At 63.2% G+C, this 14,305-nt stretch carries 17 protein-coding genes; 3 read left to right on the top strand and 14 right to left on the bottom strand.

Features of this window, described 5'->3' with window-relative positions:
* Positions 1–839: 839 nt before the first annotated feature.
* The 4 genes from EJB06_RS13170 to EJB06_RS13155 form a co-directional block, all read right to left on the bottom strand.
* Positions 840–1,421 (bottom strand): TerD family protein, encoded by a 582-nt coding sequence (locus EJB06_RS13170; RefSeq protein ID WP_126074480.1) that lies wholly within the window; start codon positions 1,419–1,421, stop codon positions 840–842.
* Between the two features lie 17 nt (positions 1,422–1,438).
* Positions 1,439–2,134: a TIGR00266 family protein gene (locus EJB06_RS13165; RefSeq protein ID WP_126074479.1), complete on the bottom strand. Its 696-nt coding sequence runs from the start codon at positions 2,132–2,134 to the stop codon at positions 1,439–1,441.
* 55 nt (positions 2,135–2,189) lie between these two features.
* Positions 2,190–2,765, bottom strand: a complete 576-nt coding sequence (locus EJB06_RS13160) for a TerD family protein (protein WP_126074478.1) — start codon at positions 2,763–2,765, stop codon at positions 2,190–2,192.
* A gap of 126 nt (positions 2,766–2,891) precedes the next feature.
* A complete protein-coding gene (locus EJB06_RS13155; RefSeq protein ID WP_126074477.1) occupies positions 2,892–3,932 on the bottom strand; it encodes a DUF475 domain-containing protein in 1,041 nt (346 codons plus the stop codon).
* Positions 3,933–4,036: 104 nt separating this feature from the next.
* On the opposite strand from EJB06_RS13155, the gene EJB06_RS13150 reads away from it, so the two are divergent.
* Together EJB06_RS13150 and EJB06_RS13145 are read left to right on the top strand one after the other, a co-directional pair.
* The gene (locus tag EJB06_RS13150) at positions 4,037–4,945 is read left to right on the top strand and encodes a LysR family transcriptional regulator (protein WP_126074476.1); all 909 of its coding nucleotides are present in this window, start codon (positions 4,037–4,039) and stop codon (positions 4,943–4,945) included.
* 58 nt (positions 4,946–5,003) lie between these two features.
* A complete protein-coding gene (locus EJB06_RS13145; RefSeq protein WP_126074475.1) occupies positions 5,004–6,344 on the top strand; it encodes a hemolysin family protein in 1,341 nt (446 codons plus the stop codon).
* A gap of 404 nt (positions 6,345–6,748) precedes the next feature.
* Here the strand turns inward: EJB06_RS13145 and EJB06_RS13140 are convergent, their stop codons facing one another.
* Genes EJB06_RS13140 through EJB06_RS13110 form a run of 7 tightly spaced genes read right to left on the bottom strand, consistent with a single transcriptional unit; the run spans position 6,749 to position 12,204 of the window.
* Entirely contained in the window at positions 6,749–7,129 is a 381-nt protein-coding gene (locus EJB06_RS13140) for a GNAT family N-acetyltransferase (RefSeq protein WP_198420827.1), read from the bottom strand.
* A 41-nt stretch (positions 7,130–7,170) separates the two neighbouring features.
* Positions 7,171–8,232 (bottom strand): AI-2E family transporter, encoded by a 1,062-nt coding sequence (locus tag EJB06_RS13135; protein ID WP_126074474.1) that lies wholly within the window; start codon positions 8,230–8,232, stop codon positions 7,171–7,173.
* Between the two features lie 28 nt (positions 8,233–8,260).
* Positions 8,261–8,854: an SCO family protein gene (locus EJB06_RS13130; protein WP_229427079.1), complete on the bottom strand. Its 594-nt coding sequence runs from the start codon at positions 8,852–8,854 to the stop codon at positions 8,261–8,263.
* On the bottom strand, positions 8,854–9,747 hold the full coding sequence (cyoE, locus tag EJB06_RS13125) for a heme o synthase (protein WP_126074473.1): 894 nt from the start codon (positions 9,745–9,747) through the stop codon (positions 8,854–8,856). The genes EJB06_RS13130 and cyoE overlap by 1 nt, the downstream gene beginning before the upstream one ends.
* On the bottom strand, positions 9,744–10,889 hold the full coding sequence (locus EJB06_RS13120) for a COX15/CtaA family protein (protein ID WP_126074472.1): 1,146 nt from the start codon (positions 10,887–10,889) through the stop codon (positions 9,744–9,746). The genes cyoE and EJB06_RS13120 overlap by 4 nt, the downstream gene beginning before the upstream one ends.
* A gap of 3 nt (positions 10,890–10,892) precedes the next feature.
* Positions 10,893–11,498, bottom strand: a complete 606-nt coding sequence (locus EJB06_RS13115) for an SCO family protein (RefSeq protein ID WP_164557905.1) — start codon at positions 11,496–11,498, stop codon at positions 10,893–10,895.
* Positions 11,476–12,204, bottom strand: coding sequence for an SURF1 family protein (locus EJB06_RS13110; RefSeq protein WP_126074471.1), 729 nt, complete (start codon positions 12,202–12,204; stop codon positions 11,476–11,478). The genes EJB06_RS13115 and EJB06_RS13110 overlap by 23 nt, the downstream gene beginning before the upstream one ends.
* A 36-nt stretch (positions 12,205–12,240) precedes the next feature.
* On the opposite strand from EJB06_RS13110, the gene EJB06_RS13105 reads away from it, so the two are divergent.
* On the top strand, positions 12,241–12,441 hold the full coding sequence (locus EJB06_RS13105) for a twin transmembrane helix small protein (RefSeq protein WP_126074470.1): 201 nt from the start codon (positions 12,241–12,243) through the stop codon (positions 12,439–12,441).
* Positions 12,442–12,581: 140 nt separating this feature from the next.
* On the opposite strand, the gene EJB06_RS13100 is transcribed toward EJB06_RS13105, so the two are convergent.
* The 3 genes from EJB06_RS13100 to EJB06_RS13090 form a co-directional block, all read right to left on the bottom strand.
* Positions 12,582–13,442 (bottom strand): cytochrome c oxidase subunit 3, encoded by an 861-nt coding sequence (locus tag EJB06_RS13100; protein ID WP_126074469.1) that lies wholly within the window; start codon positions 13,440–13,442, stop codon positions 12,582–12,584.
* Positions 13,443–13,516: 74 nt separating this feature from the next.
* The gene (locus tag EJB06_RS13095) at positions 13,517–13,729 is read right to left on the bottom strand and encodes a DUF2970 domain-containing protein (RefSeq protein WP_126074468.1); all 213 of its coding nucleotides are present in this window, start codon (positions 13,727–13,729) and stop codon (positions 13,517–13,519) included.
* Positions 13,730–13,737: 8 nt separating this feature from the next.
* The gene (locus tag EJB06_RS13090) at positions 13,738–14,298 is read right to left on the bottom strand and encodes a cytochrome c oxidase assembly protein (RefSeq protein ID WP_267876900.1); all 561 of its coding nucleotides are present in this window, start codon (positions 14,296–14,298) and stop codon (positions 13,738–13,740) included.
* Positions 14,299–14,305 lie beyond the last annotated feature (7 nt).

Raw genomic sequence — 14,305 nt, 5'->3', positions numbered from 1 at the left:
TCCCATGTCCACTTCGGTGTCAGGTCTGACAAATGGACACGGTCTCTGCTGTGATATCCGCTTCCAGTGCTGCTAAGTCCAGTTCGTGTACGAATGTCAGACCTGGCACCGAAGTGGACACGGACGCTGCTGCCAGAGTGGCGTCAGATGCCGGACACCAGTTCGGGCAGCACTACTTCCCATGTCCACTTCGGTGTCAGGTCTGACAAATGGACACGGTCTCTGCTGTGATATCCGCTTCCAGTGCTGCTAAGTCCAGTTCGTGTACGAATGTCAGACCTGGCACCGAAGTGGACACGGACGCTGCTGCCAGAGTGGCGTCAGATGCCGGACACCAGTTCGGGCAGCACTACTTCCCATGTCCACTTCGGTGTCAGGTCTGACAAATGGACACGGTCTCTGCTGCGATATCCGCTTCCAGTGCTGCTAAGTCCAGTTCGTGTACGAATGTCAGACCTGGCACCGAAGTGGACACGGACGCTGCTGTCAGGCTGGCGTCAGATGCCGGACACCAGTTCGGGCAGCACTACTTCCCATGGCCCGCAGCGAGCCGGGCCAGCGCTTGCCGCAGTCGCCCCCCGATAACAAGGAAGGCTTCGCCGCTGTCGCCGCCACGGCGGCGAACTGGTGCATGCAGCCGCCTGCTCCCCTTCCAGGTCGCTCGGGAGGCAGCGCGGGGCGATGGCCGATCCGGGCGCTTCCAGCTGTGCTGGCCTTGATCCTTGCACGAAACAGAAACGCCCCGCGCCAGACACCCGTGTCGCATACGAACGGGCATTGGGGCGGGGCGCTGGTCGCGCGCGGCGCCTGGCCGGGTCAGGCCCGGCCGGCGCGCAGACTTACAGGTGCGGCGTGATCTTCGGCATCAGTTCGTCGAAGGTACGGCCGCTGCCGTTTTCGCCGATCGCGTGCATCTTCCACTCATTGTTGTGACGGTACAGCTTGGCCATGATCTGGGCCGTGTGCTCGCCCTGCACCGACAGGTTGAAACGCGCCACTTCCTGCTGGTTGGCACCGTTGATGATGCGGCAGTAGGCGTTTTCGACCTGGGCGAAGTTCTGGCCCGTGAAGCTGTTCACGGTAAACACCAGCGACTTGACGCCGGCCGGAACCTGGGTCAGGTCGACCACGATCTGCTCGTCGTCGCCATCGCCCGCGCCGGTGCGGTTGTCGCCCGTGTGCACGATGCTGCCATCCTTGCTCTTGAGCTGGCGGAACCAGACCACATCGACCGGACGGCCGCTCTCGTCGAACAGCAGGCACGAGGCGTCCAGGTCGACCGACTGGGTCTTGCCGCCGAAGCCGAACAGTCCCTTGGTCTTGATGGCGTCCCATCCCAGCCCCATGGTGATGCGGGTCAGGGTGCTGCCGGCTTCTTTATCCAGAGAAATTTTCTGGCCTTTTTGCAGATTGACTGACATGGTATGACTCCTTTGGTTTAACGCGCGCCGCCGGCCGCCCAGGCTTGGAACGAGGCTCGGTTGCGCGAACAAATATAGACTTTGCCATTGCCGGAGAAGCGTAACACGATGCCCTCCCCGCTGGTCTGGCTGTTGATCAGGTTGCCGAAAAAGCCGGCGCTGTTGCCGGTCGTGATGCTCGGCTCGTAGCGCAGGCTGCTGTCCCAGGCGACCACGTGCGAATTGTCGATGGTGATGTCCTTGCCCTTCTCGACCATCAGTTCGTGCATCGAGCCGAAGCCGGACACGACCACCTGGCCGTTGCCGCTGGTTTCGGTAACGAAAAAGCCGCCGCTGTCGGCGAACAGGGCATTGCCGAGGCTTTGCGTGCGCGCCTTGAGTTCGACCCTGGCGCTGGCGGCGACGAAGGCGCCGTCGCTGAGCAGGTACTGGTTCTGGCCGACGTCGATGATCTGCATCGCGCCCGGCAGGGTCGGCGAGAGCAGGCAATCGCCATCGCCGCGCACCGCTTCGATGTGCTGCTGGAAGAACGATTCGCCGTTGGCGAAACGCCGCATCAGCGCGCTGCCGATGCCGCCCTGCATCTTGCCCTTGAGGTCGAGCGCGGCCTCCATCATGACCATCGCACCCGACTCGCAGTAAATCGTGTCGCCGCGCGTCATGGACACGTGCAGGAAGGGATCGATATCGCCTGTGACGGTAAACACTGTCATGCTTGCTCCTTATCGGCGACCCGCGCCGGCCTGCCAGCGCGGGTCGCAAACCCGTTTAAACGTTGACGCCGTAGCTCGTTGCCAGGGGGCCCAGGCCGCCCTTGAAACCCTGGCCGATGGCGCGGAATTTCCAGTCGCTGCCGGCGCGGTAGACTTCGCCGAAGATCATGGCCGCTTCCGTCGAGCCGTCTTCCGACAGGTCGTAGCGGGCGATTTCGGCGTTGCCGGCGGCATTCACGCAGCGGACGAAGGCTTTCGATACCATACCGAAGTTCTGGCGGCGTGTCTCGGCATCGTGAATCGTCACGGCCAGCACGATCTTGTCGATATCGGCCGGCACGTTGGCCAGGTCGATGGTCACGTTTTCATCGTCGCCATCGCCGGCGCCGGTGGTGTTGTCGCCCGAGTGGACGATCGAGCCGTCGGCCGATTTCAGGTTGTTGTAGAAAATGAAGTCGGCGTCGGAACGGACCTTGCCGCTGGCGTTCAGCAGGAACACTGCGCCGTCGAGGTCGAATGCGCTGCCGTCGGTGGCGCGGGTATCCCAGCCGAGGCCGACGATCATCTTGGTCAGGCCAGGTGCTTCTTTGCTCAGGTTGACGTTACCGCCTTTTTGCAAGCTGATAGGCATACTTGTTCTCCAATCGTTAGAAAATTAAAAATAAGGCAATGAACACCGGGTGAATGACGCGGCAAACTGGTGTTCTTCAGTTTGCCGCCTGTGTATGACGCGGCGCCGAGGGCGCCGCCACACGCCTTAAGCGGCCGACAGCTCCAGCTTCTTGTGACGCACCGACGACCACAGCGAGGCGACGATGAAGGCCACGCCGATCAGGCCGGTGAAGATCTCGGGCACATGGAACTTCATGCTTGCCAACATGATCAGCGCCAGGATACCGATCGCATAGTGTGCGCCGTGCTCCAGGTACACGAACTCGTCGAGCGTGCCCTTCTTGACCAGAAACACCGTCATCGAACGCACGAACATCGCGCCGATGGCCAGGCCCAGCATGATGATCACGACGTCGGTGGTGATCGCAAACGCGCCGATCACGCCGTCGAAGGAGAACGATGCGTCCAGCACTTCCAGGTACAGGAAGCCGCCGATACCGCCGCGCTTGACCATGTCGCCGACATTGCTGCCTTCGGCGTCGTCGCCTTCGAGCAGGCTGCTGATGGTGTCGACACCGACGTAAATCAGGATACCCCACAGGCCTGCCATCAGCACGACCATCTTTTGCGCTTCGGCCACCATCGTGATGCTGGCCATCAGGGTACCGAGGGCGATCATCACCGAAATCGAACCGACCTTGCCCAGGGCGCCCAGTTTCTCTTCCAGGCTGCCGAGCCAGTGGGTTTCTTTCTCATCGTCCAGCAGGAAGTTCAGGAACACCAGCAACAGGAACATGCCGCCGAACGCCGCCACTTCCGCATGGTGCGCCGTCAGGTGCGCCGAGTACGCTTTCGGATCGGACAGGGCCAGGTTCCAGACTTCCAGAATGCCCAGGTCGGCCGCTTGCGCGACGATCACCAGCGGGAACAGCAGGCGCATACCGAACACGGCGATGATGATACCCACGCCGAGGAACAGCTTTTGCCAGTACTCGTCCCAGGTCTTGAGCACCGAGGCGTTCACCACCGCGTTATCGAAGGACAGCGACACCTCCATGATGCCCAGGATCGCCGCCACGCCCAGCGCCGAAAACATGCCGCTGATCCCGTGGTGGGAATAGCCCCACCAGCCGGCCACCGCAAGGCAGACGAAGGTGACCAAAAAGGATATTCTGAAATGCTTCATGTATTGATTTTCCTCATTGTTATTGTTGATGCATGCAGTGTAACTGCAAGCAACATTTTTAAAAATAGGAGATAATCTGAGTATTACTTCTGAAAAACCGAAGCATGAAGAATACTGGAATGAATTTTCGCCACCTCTACTACTTCTGGGTGGTGGCCAAGGAAGGCGGCGTGACGCGCGCCGCCGAACGCCTGGGGCTGGCGATCCAGACCATCAGCACCCAGCTCAGCCAGCTGGAGCAGTCGATCGGCAAGGCGCTCTTCATGCAGCAGGGCCGCGGCCTGCAGTTGACCGAAGCGGGGCGCCTGGCGCTGGTGTATGCCGACCAGATTTTCCTGCTGGGCGAACAATTGCAGGAAGCGCTGGGCGAAGCCGATAGCGGACGCACCCGGCTGACTGTCGGCATCTCCGATTCGCTGCCCAAGCTGACCGCCTTCCGCCTGCTGGAAGCGACCCTGCACCTGGCCACGCCGGTGCGCCTGGTGTGCTACGAAGACCAGTTCGACGCCCTGCTGGCCGACCTGGCCCTGCACAAGCTGGACGTGGTGCTGACCGACCGCGCGGTGCGCTCCGGCACCACCTTGCGCGTCTTTAGCCACATGCTGTTCGAAAGCGACACCATCGTGGTCGGCACGCCGATCCTGGCCGGGGCCTATGCCGAGGCGTTTCCGGGCAGCCTGAACGGCGCCCCCTTCCTGCTGCCGACCCGCAACAACGCCTTGCGCGGGCGCATCGACGAATGGTTCGAGCTGCACAATGTGCGGCCGGACGTGGTCGGCGAATTCGAAGACAACGCCCTGCTCAACACCTTCGGGCGGCGCGGCGCCGGCCTGTTTTTCGCGCCGGCGGCGCTGTCCGGCGACCTGGCCGACCAGTTCGGCGCGGTGCTGGTCGGGCACGTGCCGCAGGTGCGCGAGCACGTTTACGCCATTTCCAACGAGCGTAAAATCAAGCATCCCGCCGTCGAAGCGATCCTGTCGGCGGTACATCTTGGTGTGTTCAGTACGCCATGAACGGTACAATGACCATCCCGGTTCCCTGTAACCAAGCGAAAAACTAACACCACTCCCTATGCAAAATGCCTTACTGGTCTTGCTCGCCCTGTTCCTGGTCGCGCTGAATGGCTTTTTCGTCGCTGCCGAGTTCGGCATCGTCACCCTTCGAAAAACCCGCGTGCGCGCCATTGCCAAGAGCCAGGGGGTGCGCGGGCGCCTGCTGGGCAAGGTCCACGGCCAGCTCGACGCCTACCTGTCGGCCTGCCAGCTGGGCATCACGCTCGCCTCGCTCGGCCTGGGCTGGGTCGGCGAGCCGGCCTTTGCCAGCCTGCTCGAACCCCTGTTCGCCCTGGTCGGCGTCGAATCGGAAAAGATCATCCACACGGTCTCCTTCGTGGTGGCTTTCAGCGTCATATCCTTCCTGCACATCGTCGTCGGCGAACTGGCGCCGAAGTCGCTCGCGATCCGCAATCCCGAAGTGGTCGGCCTGTGGACCGCGCCGGCCCTGTACGTGTTCTACTGGTCGATGTATCCGGCCATTTACCTGCTCAACGGCAGCGCCAACATGGTATTGCGCCTGGCCGGCCTGGCCGGTCCCGGCGGCCATGACGCGCACTATTCGACCGAAGAACTCAAGCTGATCCTGCGCACCAGCCAGCCTGGCGAAAAATTCACCCGCGACGAGCGCCACATCCTGGCCCAGTCGCTCGACTTCAGCCAGCTGTCGGTGGCCGACCTGATGCGTCCGATCAACGAAGTCATCGCCCTGTACGCCAGCAAGTCGCTCGAAGAAAACCTGCAGACCGTGGTCAGGAACCGCTTCAGCCGCTATCCCTACTTCGATACGAACGGCGAAGACGTGCTGGGCGTGATCCACTTGAAGGACCTGTTCTTTGCCCAGCAGGCCGGGCGTCCGATCAAGGAGTTGACGCAGTTCCTGCGCCCGGTCGAAACGATGTCGGCGCGCACCCCGGCGCAGCAGATGTTCCGGCGCTTTCGCGATGGCGCGCCGCACTTTGCGCTGATCGGTGAAAAGGGCAAGCGCCCGGTCGGTTTCATCACCCTGGACAATCTGCTGGGCGCCATGGTCGGCGAAATCCGCGACGAATTCCGCCTCAACGAAAACGACTGGCTGCGCCAGCCGGACGGCACCCTGATCGGCAAGGCCAGCCTGCCGATCTTCTCGCTGGAACGGATTCTGGGGATCGACATCGACAACGAAACGCTCGGTCTGGACGAAGTCGAATCGGTGGGCGGCTTACTGATGGTCAAGCTGGGCGACATTCCCAAGCAGGGCCAGCGCATCGAATTCCCGCACTTCGACATCGTGGTCAAGAAAATGAACGGCCCGCGCATCGTACTGATCAAGGTGATCCCGCAAGTCCACCGCGCGCTCGACACGGACGAGCAGGACTAAGCGAGCACCCGCGATTGCCCAGCTCGTGTCCACTGCGGTGCCAGGTCTGACATTCGGACACGAGCTCAGCAATTGCAGTGCCGAGGCCGTGTCCACCCCGGTGCCAGGTCTGACATTCGGACACGGCCTCGGCACTGCAATTGTCCACTGCGGTGCCAGGTCTGACATGCAGACACGGCCTCGGCACTGCAATGGCTGAGCTCGTGTCCGAATGGCAGACCTGGCACCGGGGTGGACACTCAACGGCTGAGCTCGTGTCCGAATGTCAGACCTGGCACCGGGGTGGACACGGCCTCGGCACTGCAATTGCTGAGCTCGTGTCCGAATGTCAGACCTGGCACCGGGGTGGACACTCAACGGCTGAGCTCGTGTCCGAATGTCAGACCTGGCACCGGGGTGGACACTCATCGGGAGCGTGCAAAGTACACGATTTCCGGATCGTTGTCGTCCAGGTTGTCGATGAATCCGCTCGTGCGAAAACCGGCGGTGGTAAGAAGCGCTTGCATCTGCCGGTTGGACAGATTGGTCGAGGCGAACAGTTTCGGCGTCCTGCAGTGCGCCTGGAAATGGCGGACCAGCGCGATTCCCAGGCCTTGCCGGCGGAAACGCTCGCCAACCATCACCATTTCGATGAATCCGTGACCGAAAAAATGGTAGCCGAGGACGCCGTACGCGCCGACACACGCGCCGGCCTGAACCACGTAGCAGCAGCCGCTGTCGATCCAGTGCCTGATCTGCACGCCCCGCCCGGGTTCGCCGGCAAGCACCGTATCGAGGGCCAGCAATGCCTCATGGTCGGCAAGGCGCGCGCATCGGATATCCATCATTAAATATCGTTGACCACCGCCGGCTCGATCCCGGTCCACTCGCGCATCAGCGAATAGCCCACCGCCAGCAAGGTCGGGCCGATGAACAGGCCCACGAAACCGAAGGCCAGCACCCCGCCCAGCACGCCCAGCAAGACCAGCAGGAAAGGCAGGCTGCTGCCACGGCTGATCAGCATCGGCTTGACCACATTGTCCACCCCGCTGATCAGCACCATGCCCCACACCACCATGAAGATGGCCCAGCCGGTCTGGCCCTGGTTGAACAGCCAGATCGCCGCCCCGCCCCAGACGATCGGCGGACCGACCGGCACCAGCGACATCACGAAGGTGGCCACCGCCAGCAAGGGCACGGCCGGCACGCCGGCAATCGCGAAGCCGAGCGCCGCCACCACGGCCTGCGCCAGCGCCGTCCCCAGCAAGCCGTACATGACGCCGCGCACGGTCTGGCTGACGGTGCTGGCAATCCGCTCGGCGCGTTCGCCGATGATCCGCTGCATGGCCACGCCGATGGCGACGAGAATCGTATGGCCGTCGCGGTACAGGAAGAAGCTGACAAACGCGGCCAGGCTCATCTGCGCGACACCGGCGCCCAGCACGATGCCGCCGCCCAGCAGGTAGTGGCGCGCCGGTTCCAGCAGGCGCTGGGCCAGGACCATCATCTGCTCGCGGGTCGACACCAGGTTGGCCACGTAGCTGTACAGGGTCTCGCCGACCAGCGGAATCTGGCGCAGCCACAGCGGCGGCTCCACGTGGCCGGAGGCGACGGCGGTCTTCAACTGCTCGTAGAAGCGCCCGACATCGTCGGCCAGGTTGTACGCCACCAGCGCGATCGGCAGGATCACCAGGCAGGTCAGGGTCAGGGTCAGCGTCAGCGCGGCCAGGGTGCGCCGGCCGCGCATGCGCGCCAGCACGTACTGGTAGATCGGCCAGGACGAAATGACGATGGCGGCGGCGAACAGCATCGCCGCCAGGAACGGCCGCAGCACATACAGGCAACCGATGGTGAGCAGCGCGATGGCGCCCATGTAGGCGTAGTTCTTGCTGCCGCGCTCCTGCTCCATGCCCACCCCGTCAGCGTGATGTGAAAAATCAGTTCAGTAATTGCTTGATGTCGTGCACGATCGGCGCCGGCCCCTTGCCATGACGGACGAACAGGCGGATCTTGCCGTTGCGGTCGAACACATAGCTGGCGGCGGTGTGGTCCATCGAGTAGCTGCCGTCGGCCTTGCCGGGCACCTTGGCGTAGAAGACCTTGAATTCCTTGGCCACCTTGGCGGTCGCATCGGCGTCGCCATACAGGCCGAGGAAGCGCGCATCGAAGGCCGGCACGTATTGCGCCAGCAATTCGCGGGTGTCGCGCGCCGGGTCGATGGTGACGAACAGCACCTGCACCTTGTCGGCGTCGGGACCGAGTTCCTTCATCACCGCCGCCATTTCGGCCATGGTGGTCGGGCATACGTCGGGACACTGGGTGAAGCCGAAGAACATCACCACCACCTTGCCCTTGAAGTCGGCCAGGGTGCGCGGCTTGCCGTTGTGGTCAGTCAGGGCGAAATCGCGCGCGTAATCCAGGCCGGTCAGGTCGGTGTTCTGGAAACTCGGGGGCGTGGCCGGCTTGTCGCAGGCGGCCAGCGTCACGGCCAGCATGGCAGGCAAGATACAGAGGGCAAGCAGTTTCTTGATCATAATTTGATGTAGTGGTCGACCAGCAAGGCCGCAAACAGCAGCGACAGGTAAATGATGGACCAGGTGAACGCCTTGCGCGCCACCAGGTCGGAATAGTGGCGGTAGACTTTCCAGCCATGCCACAGGAACATGCCGTTGAGGACGATCGCCGCCACCAGGTAGATGTGACCGCTCATGCGCACCGCGTACGGCAGCAGGGTGGTGGCGGCCAGCACGATCGAATACAGCCAGACGTGGAAACCGGTGAAGTTCATGCCGTGCGTGACCGGCAGCATCGGCAGGCCGGAGCGCGCGTAATCGTCGCGCCGGTACATGGCCAGCGCCCAGAAATGCGGCGGGGTCCACACGAAAATGATCAGCACCAGCAGCCAGGCTTGCATCGGCACGTCGTTGGCGACGGCCGCCCAGCCCAGCGCCGGCGGCATCGCGCCGGACAGGCCGCCGATGACGATGTTCTGCGGCGTGGCGGGCTTGAGGATCATGGTGTAGATCACCGCGTAGCCGACGAAGGTAACAAACGTGAGCCACATGGTCAGCGGATTGACCAGCAGGTACAGCACGGCCATGCCGGCGCCGCCGATGATGGCGGAAAAGACCAGGGTCTGGGTCTTGGTCAGTTCGCCCATGGCGGTGGCGCGGCGCGCGGTGCGCGCCATGCGCGCGTCGATCTCGGCCTCGACCAGGCAGTTCACGGCGAAGGCGGCCCCGGCCAGCAGCCAGATGCCGGCCGTGGCCGGCAGCACGATGCGCCAGTCGGGCATGCCCTCGGTGGCCAGCAGCATGCCGATCACGGCGCAGAAGACGGCCAGCTGGGTCACTCTCGGTTTGGTCAGCGCCCAGTACTGGGCGGCGCGGTTGGCGGATTTGTGTGTTGCGGTCTGGGTTGTCATTGGTGGTGGCTTGCTTGCAGTACCGGTCCGGAGGGGTACTTGATCTTGTAGTTTAACATGGTCACCATCAGCACCAGCAGCGCCGCGCCCGCGTTATGCAGCACGGCGATGGTCAGCGGGAAGTTCAGGTAGACGGTGGCGATCCCGGTCGCGGCCTGCACCGCGAGCACGATGCCGATCCCGCGCGCATGGCGCGCCACGCCCGGATGGGTGCGCGCGCGCCAGGCCGCCAGGCCCAGCACCGCCAGCACCACGAAGGCGAAGTTGCGGTGCACCCAGTGGATCGCGGTCAGGGCCGAGAACGGCAGGTAGTGGCCGGCGGCGGTCTTGCCCAGTTCGCGCCACAGGTGGAAACCGTGCTCGAAGTCCATCTCGGGCACGAGTTTGCCGTTACACAGCGGGAAATCGGTGCAGGCCAGGGTGGCGTAGTTGGTGCTCACCCACCCGCCCAGGGCGATCTGCACAGCCAGCACCACGGCCGCGGCCAGCGCCAGGCGGCCCAGCGTGGCCGGGGCCGCGGCGGGGGCGGCGGCGGCCGGCGCGGTAAAGCGGCCGTGCGCCAGCGCGCTGGCGCGGTTCTGGCGCGCACCGAGCCAGACCAGCATGGACAGCAGGCCCATGCCCAGCAGCAGGTGGATGGTGACGATCACCGGTTGCAGCTTGAGCGTGACGGTCCAGGCGCCGAAGGCGCCCTGCACCAGCACGAACACGAACAGCATGGTCGGCAGCGCCGGTGCGTATTCGGCGCGGCGCGTCTTGCGCCACTGGCGCCAGGCGGTGGCCATCAGCGCCATGATCAGCACGCCGATGCCCATCGCCAGGTAGCGGTGGATCATTTCGATCCAGGCTTTGACGACCGTGACCGGCCCGGTCGGCATCAGGGTTTCGGCAGCGACGATCTCGGCATGCGCCAGGAAGGGGTTGGCGGCGCCGTAGCAGCCCGGCCAGTCCGGGCAGCCCAGGCCGGAATCGGTCAGGCGCGTAAAGGCGCCGAACACGATCAGGTCGAAGGTGAGGAAGACCGTGACCCAGACCAGCTTGCGGTATTTGTTCGGGTCGGACGACATCCAGACCATCGACAGCGGCAGGCAGGCCGCCAGCAGGCCGGTCAGGCCCAGTTGCAACATGGACGAGAGCTGCATCGCCTAGCCGATCGCAGACGCTTTGAGCAGCTTGTACATATCCTTCTTCACCTTGGACGGATCCGGCTTCTTGGGAAAGCGCATCATCAGGTGGCCCATCGGGTCGATCACATAGGTGTGGTCGGAAATCTTGCCTCCCGGCTCGACCGGCAGCCAGGCTTCCAGGCTGGCGGCCGGCACGCGCAGCATGTGGGTGCCGTCGACCATGCGGATCAGCATGGTCTCGATCGGGGTCGCGTCCGTGACCAGCCAGACGCGTTCGATGCGTTCCATTTCCTTGCCCTGCATCAGGCGCCACTGGCGCATCGCCACCAGCTGCTCCATGCATTCCTGCGGGCAGGCGCCGGGGCCGGACTGCAGCATGATCCATTTGCCCTTGTAGGCGTCGAGGCCGATCGGCTTGCCGTCCAGGGTGGTGGCGCCCAGCGCGGCCGGGATCGGGTGCTTCTGCGGCTCGATCAGGGTGCCGTAGTTGGTGCGCCCGGTCGGCTTGATCACGTAATAGGTGAGGTAGGAAAACAGCATCGGCGCCGCGCACACGAAGACCACGGCCAGCAGTTTCCAGCGGCCGCTCCATTGACTTCTTTCAGTCGTTTTGTTTTGTTCCACGTCGAAATCCTGTTATCACGAAAAAGAGCAGCGCCATGACCGCCAGCGCATACCATTGAAATGCATAACCCTGGTGTTTTTCCACATTCAGGGACGGAGCCGGCCAGTTGCGCACCAGCTTGTCGCCGGCCGGCGCCGGGCCGCTTTGCTCGATAAAAAACGGTTGCACGGCCAGGCGGCTCGCTTGCGCGAATTGCTCCGGCGTGACATTTTGCAGGATGGCCCTGGGCGCCACCGGCGTCGCCGTGCCCAGCTGCATCACCTTGCCCATGCCGGCGCGCGCCATGCCGTTGACCGTCACCACCCCGGCCGGCGTGTCGAAATCGGGCAGGCGGTCGAACTGGCCGGTGTAGCGCGGCAGCCAGCCGCGCGCCACCAGCACATGGGTGTTCGTGCCTTCGATGCGCAGCGGCATGATCAGGTAAAAGCCGGCCTTGCCTTCCTGCGGGCGGTTATTCAAAAACAGCGGCCAGTCGCGCACGAAGGTGCCGCTCACCGTGACCGGGCGCAGTTCGACCTCGGCCGCGCCGAGCGGTTCGGCGCCGAGCACCACCGGCGCCGCGCCGGCGCGTTCCGCGATTCTCTGCTGCAGGCCGATTTTCTCGGCGGCGCGGCCATCCTGCCAGCGTCCGAGCGCGATGCCGAGGGCCACCAGCAGCACCGTGGCCACGAAGGGAATCGCCCGAAAACGGAAGCCGATACGCATTACAATGGTGCCTTACTCAAAAAATTCGAGCTCATTATGAAAATCCTCGTCGCCATTGCCTTCCTCCTGATTCTGGGAAGCCTGGGCTCGGCCCTGTTCTTCCTGATGCGCGACAAGGGCAAGAGCAACCGCACGGTGCACGCCCTGGCCTTGCGCGTGGGCTTGTCGATCACCCTGTTCCTGATGCTGCTGGGCAGCTACAAGATGGGCTGGATCGCCCCGACCGGGATTCGCTAGGCATCCCGTCCGACCCTGCCGCCGGCAAGGTTTTACCCCAGCCGCAAAAAACCGGGGACAGGCCACCGCTTGGTGGACTGTCCCCGGTTTTTCTTATTGTATCGGTCTTGCCGGAGGGCGCGCCCTCCCGCTTGCCGCCATTACAGCCAGTAGACGACGACGTACAGGCCGAGCCAGACGACGTCGACGAAGTGCCAGTACCAGGCCGCGCCTTCGAAACCGAAGTGGTTGTCGGCGGTGAAGTGGCCCTTCATGACGCGGTACAGGATCACCGACAGCATGATCGCGCCGAGCGTCACGTGGAAACCGTGGAAGCCGGTCAGCATGTAGAAGATCGAACCGTAGATGCCCGAGGTCAGCTTCAGGTTCAGGTCCTGGTAAGCGTGCATGTATTCGTAGGCCTGGAAGCCCATGAAGACGGCGCCCAGCAGGATCGTCGCGGCCAGCCAGAACGCGGTCTTGGCACGGTGGCCGGCGCGCAGGGCGTGGTGCGAAATGGTCAGGGTCACGCCCGACAGCAGCAGCAGGCAGGTATTGATGGTCGGGATCGGGAACGGACCCATGGTGGTGAAGCTGTCGACCGTGCCGGCCGGGCTGGCGCCGCCCCACTGGGCTGCGAAATCGGGCCAGATGATCTTGTGGTCGAGATCGCCCAGCCACGGCGTGGTGATGGTGCGCGCATAGAACAGGGCGCCGAAGAAGGCGCCGAAGAACATGACTTCGGAAAAGATGAACCAGCTCATCGACCAGCGGTAGGACAGGTCGATGCGTTTGCTGTACTGGCCGGCTTCGGATTCGCCGATGGCGTCGCCGAACCAGAAGTAGAAGACCATCAGGGTCGCCAGGATGCCGGCGATGTTCAGCGCCGGACCCCACGATATGTCATTGACCCAGGCCGAGGCGCCGATCATCGTGACGAGCAGCGACAGGCCGGCGGCCATCGGCCATTTGGACGGGCCTGGCACGAAATAATGCGGTGCGGCGGCGTGTGGTGAACTCATCTTCATCTCCTAAATCAAACTGTATGCGGTGAATTTATTGCTAATTTTGTAAAAACTTGAATCCAGCGCCTGGCTTACGACACGGCCAACTTCACCAATGCCACCAGTACGCCAATGAACAACATCACCCCAATCAATCCGGCAATAATCACGTGCACCGGATTCAGGCTGGCCGAATCTTTTTCGTAATCGCTGCGCTTGCGGATGCCCAGGAAGGACCAGAACACCGCTTTCATGGTGGCGCCGAACGATGCCTTGCGTCCGGGCTCCCGCTTGTTTTCGGTCATGGCGGCGCTTACTTCGCCGCCACGGCCTGGGTACCGGCAATTTCAAAGAAGGTGTACGAGAGCGTCATCGTCTTGATGTCGCGCGGCAGGGCCGGATCGATGTAGAACACCACCGGCATCTGCTTCGCCTCGTTCGCCTGCAAGGTCTGCTGCTTGAAGCAGAAGCACTCGACCTTCTTAAAATGCTGCATCACCAGTTGCGGCGCGAAGCTGGGTATCGCCTGCGCCTGCACGGTCCGGCTCTGCGTATTGACCACCTCGTACACCACGGTGGTCAGTTCGCCCGGATGGACCTCGATCGAGCGCGTGGTCGGGCGGAAACGCCACGGACCCTGCGAATTGCCATCGAACTCGATCGTGATCTTGCGCGATGTATCGACCTGGGTATTCTTGTCGTACGTCACCGTGCCGTCGGTCTGGGTCAGCACGTTGATACCGAGCAGTTCGCACATATGCTTGTACACGGGGATCAGGGCGTAGCCGAACCCGAACATCAGGACCGCGACCACCAGCAGCTTGCCGAGCATCGCGCGATTCAGTTCCAGCCTGCCGGATTGTTCTTTAGCCACGTCAGCT

Source organism: Massilia atriviolacea, assembly GCF_003953935.1.
GTDB lineage: Bacteria > Pseudomonadota > Gammaproteobacteria > Burkholderiales > Burkholderiaceae_D > Telluria_A > Telluria_A atriviolacea.
Note: the sequence above shows the minus strand (reverse complement) of the source record. Positions and strands in the feature narration are given on the sequence as shown.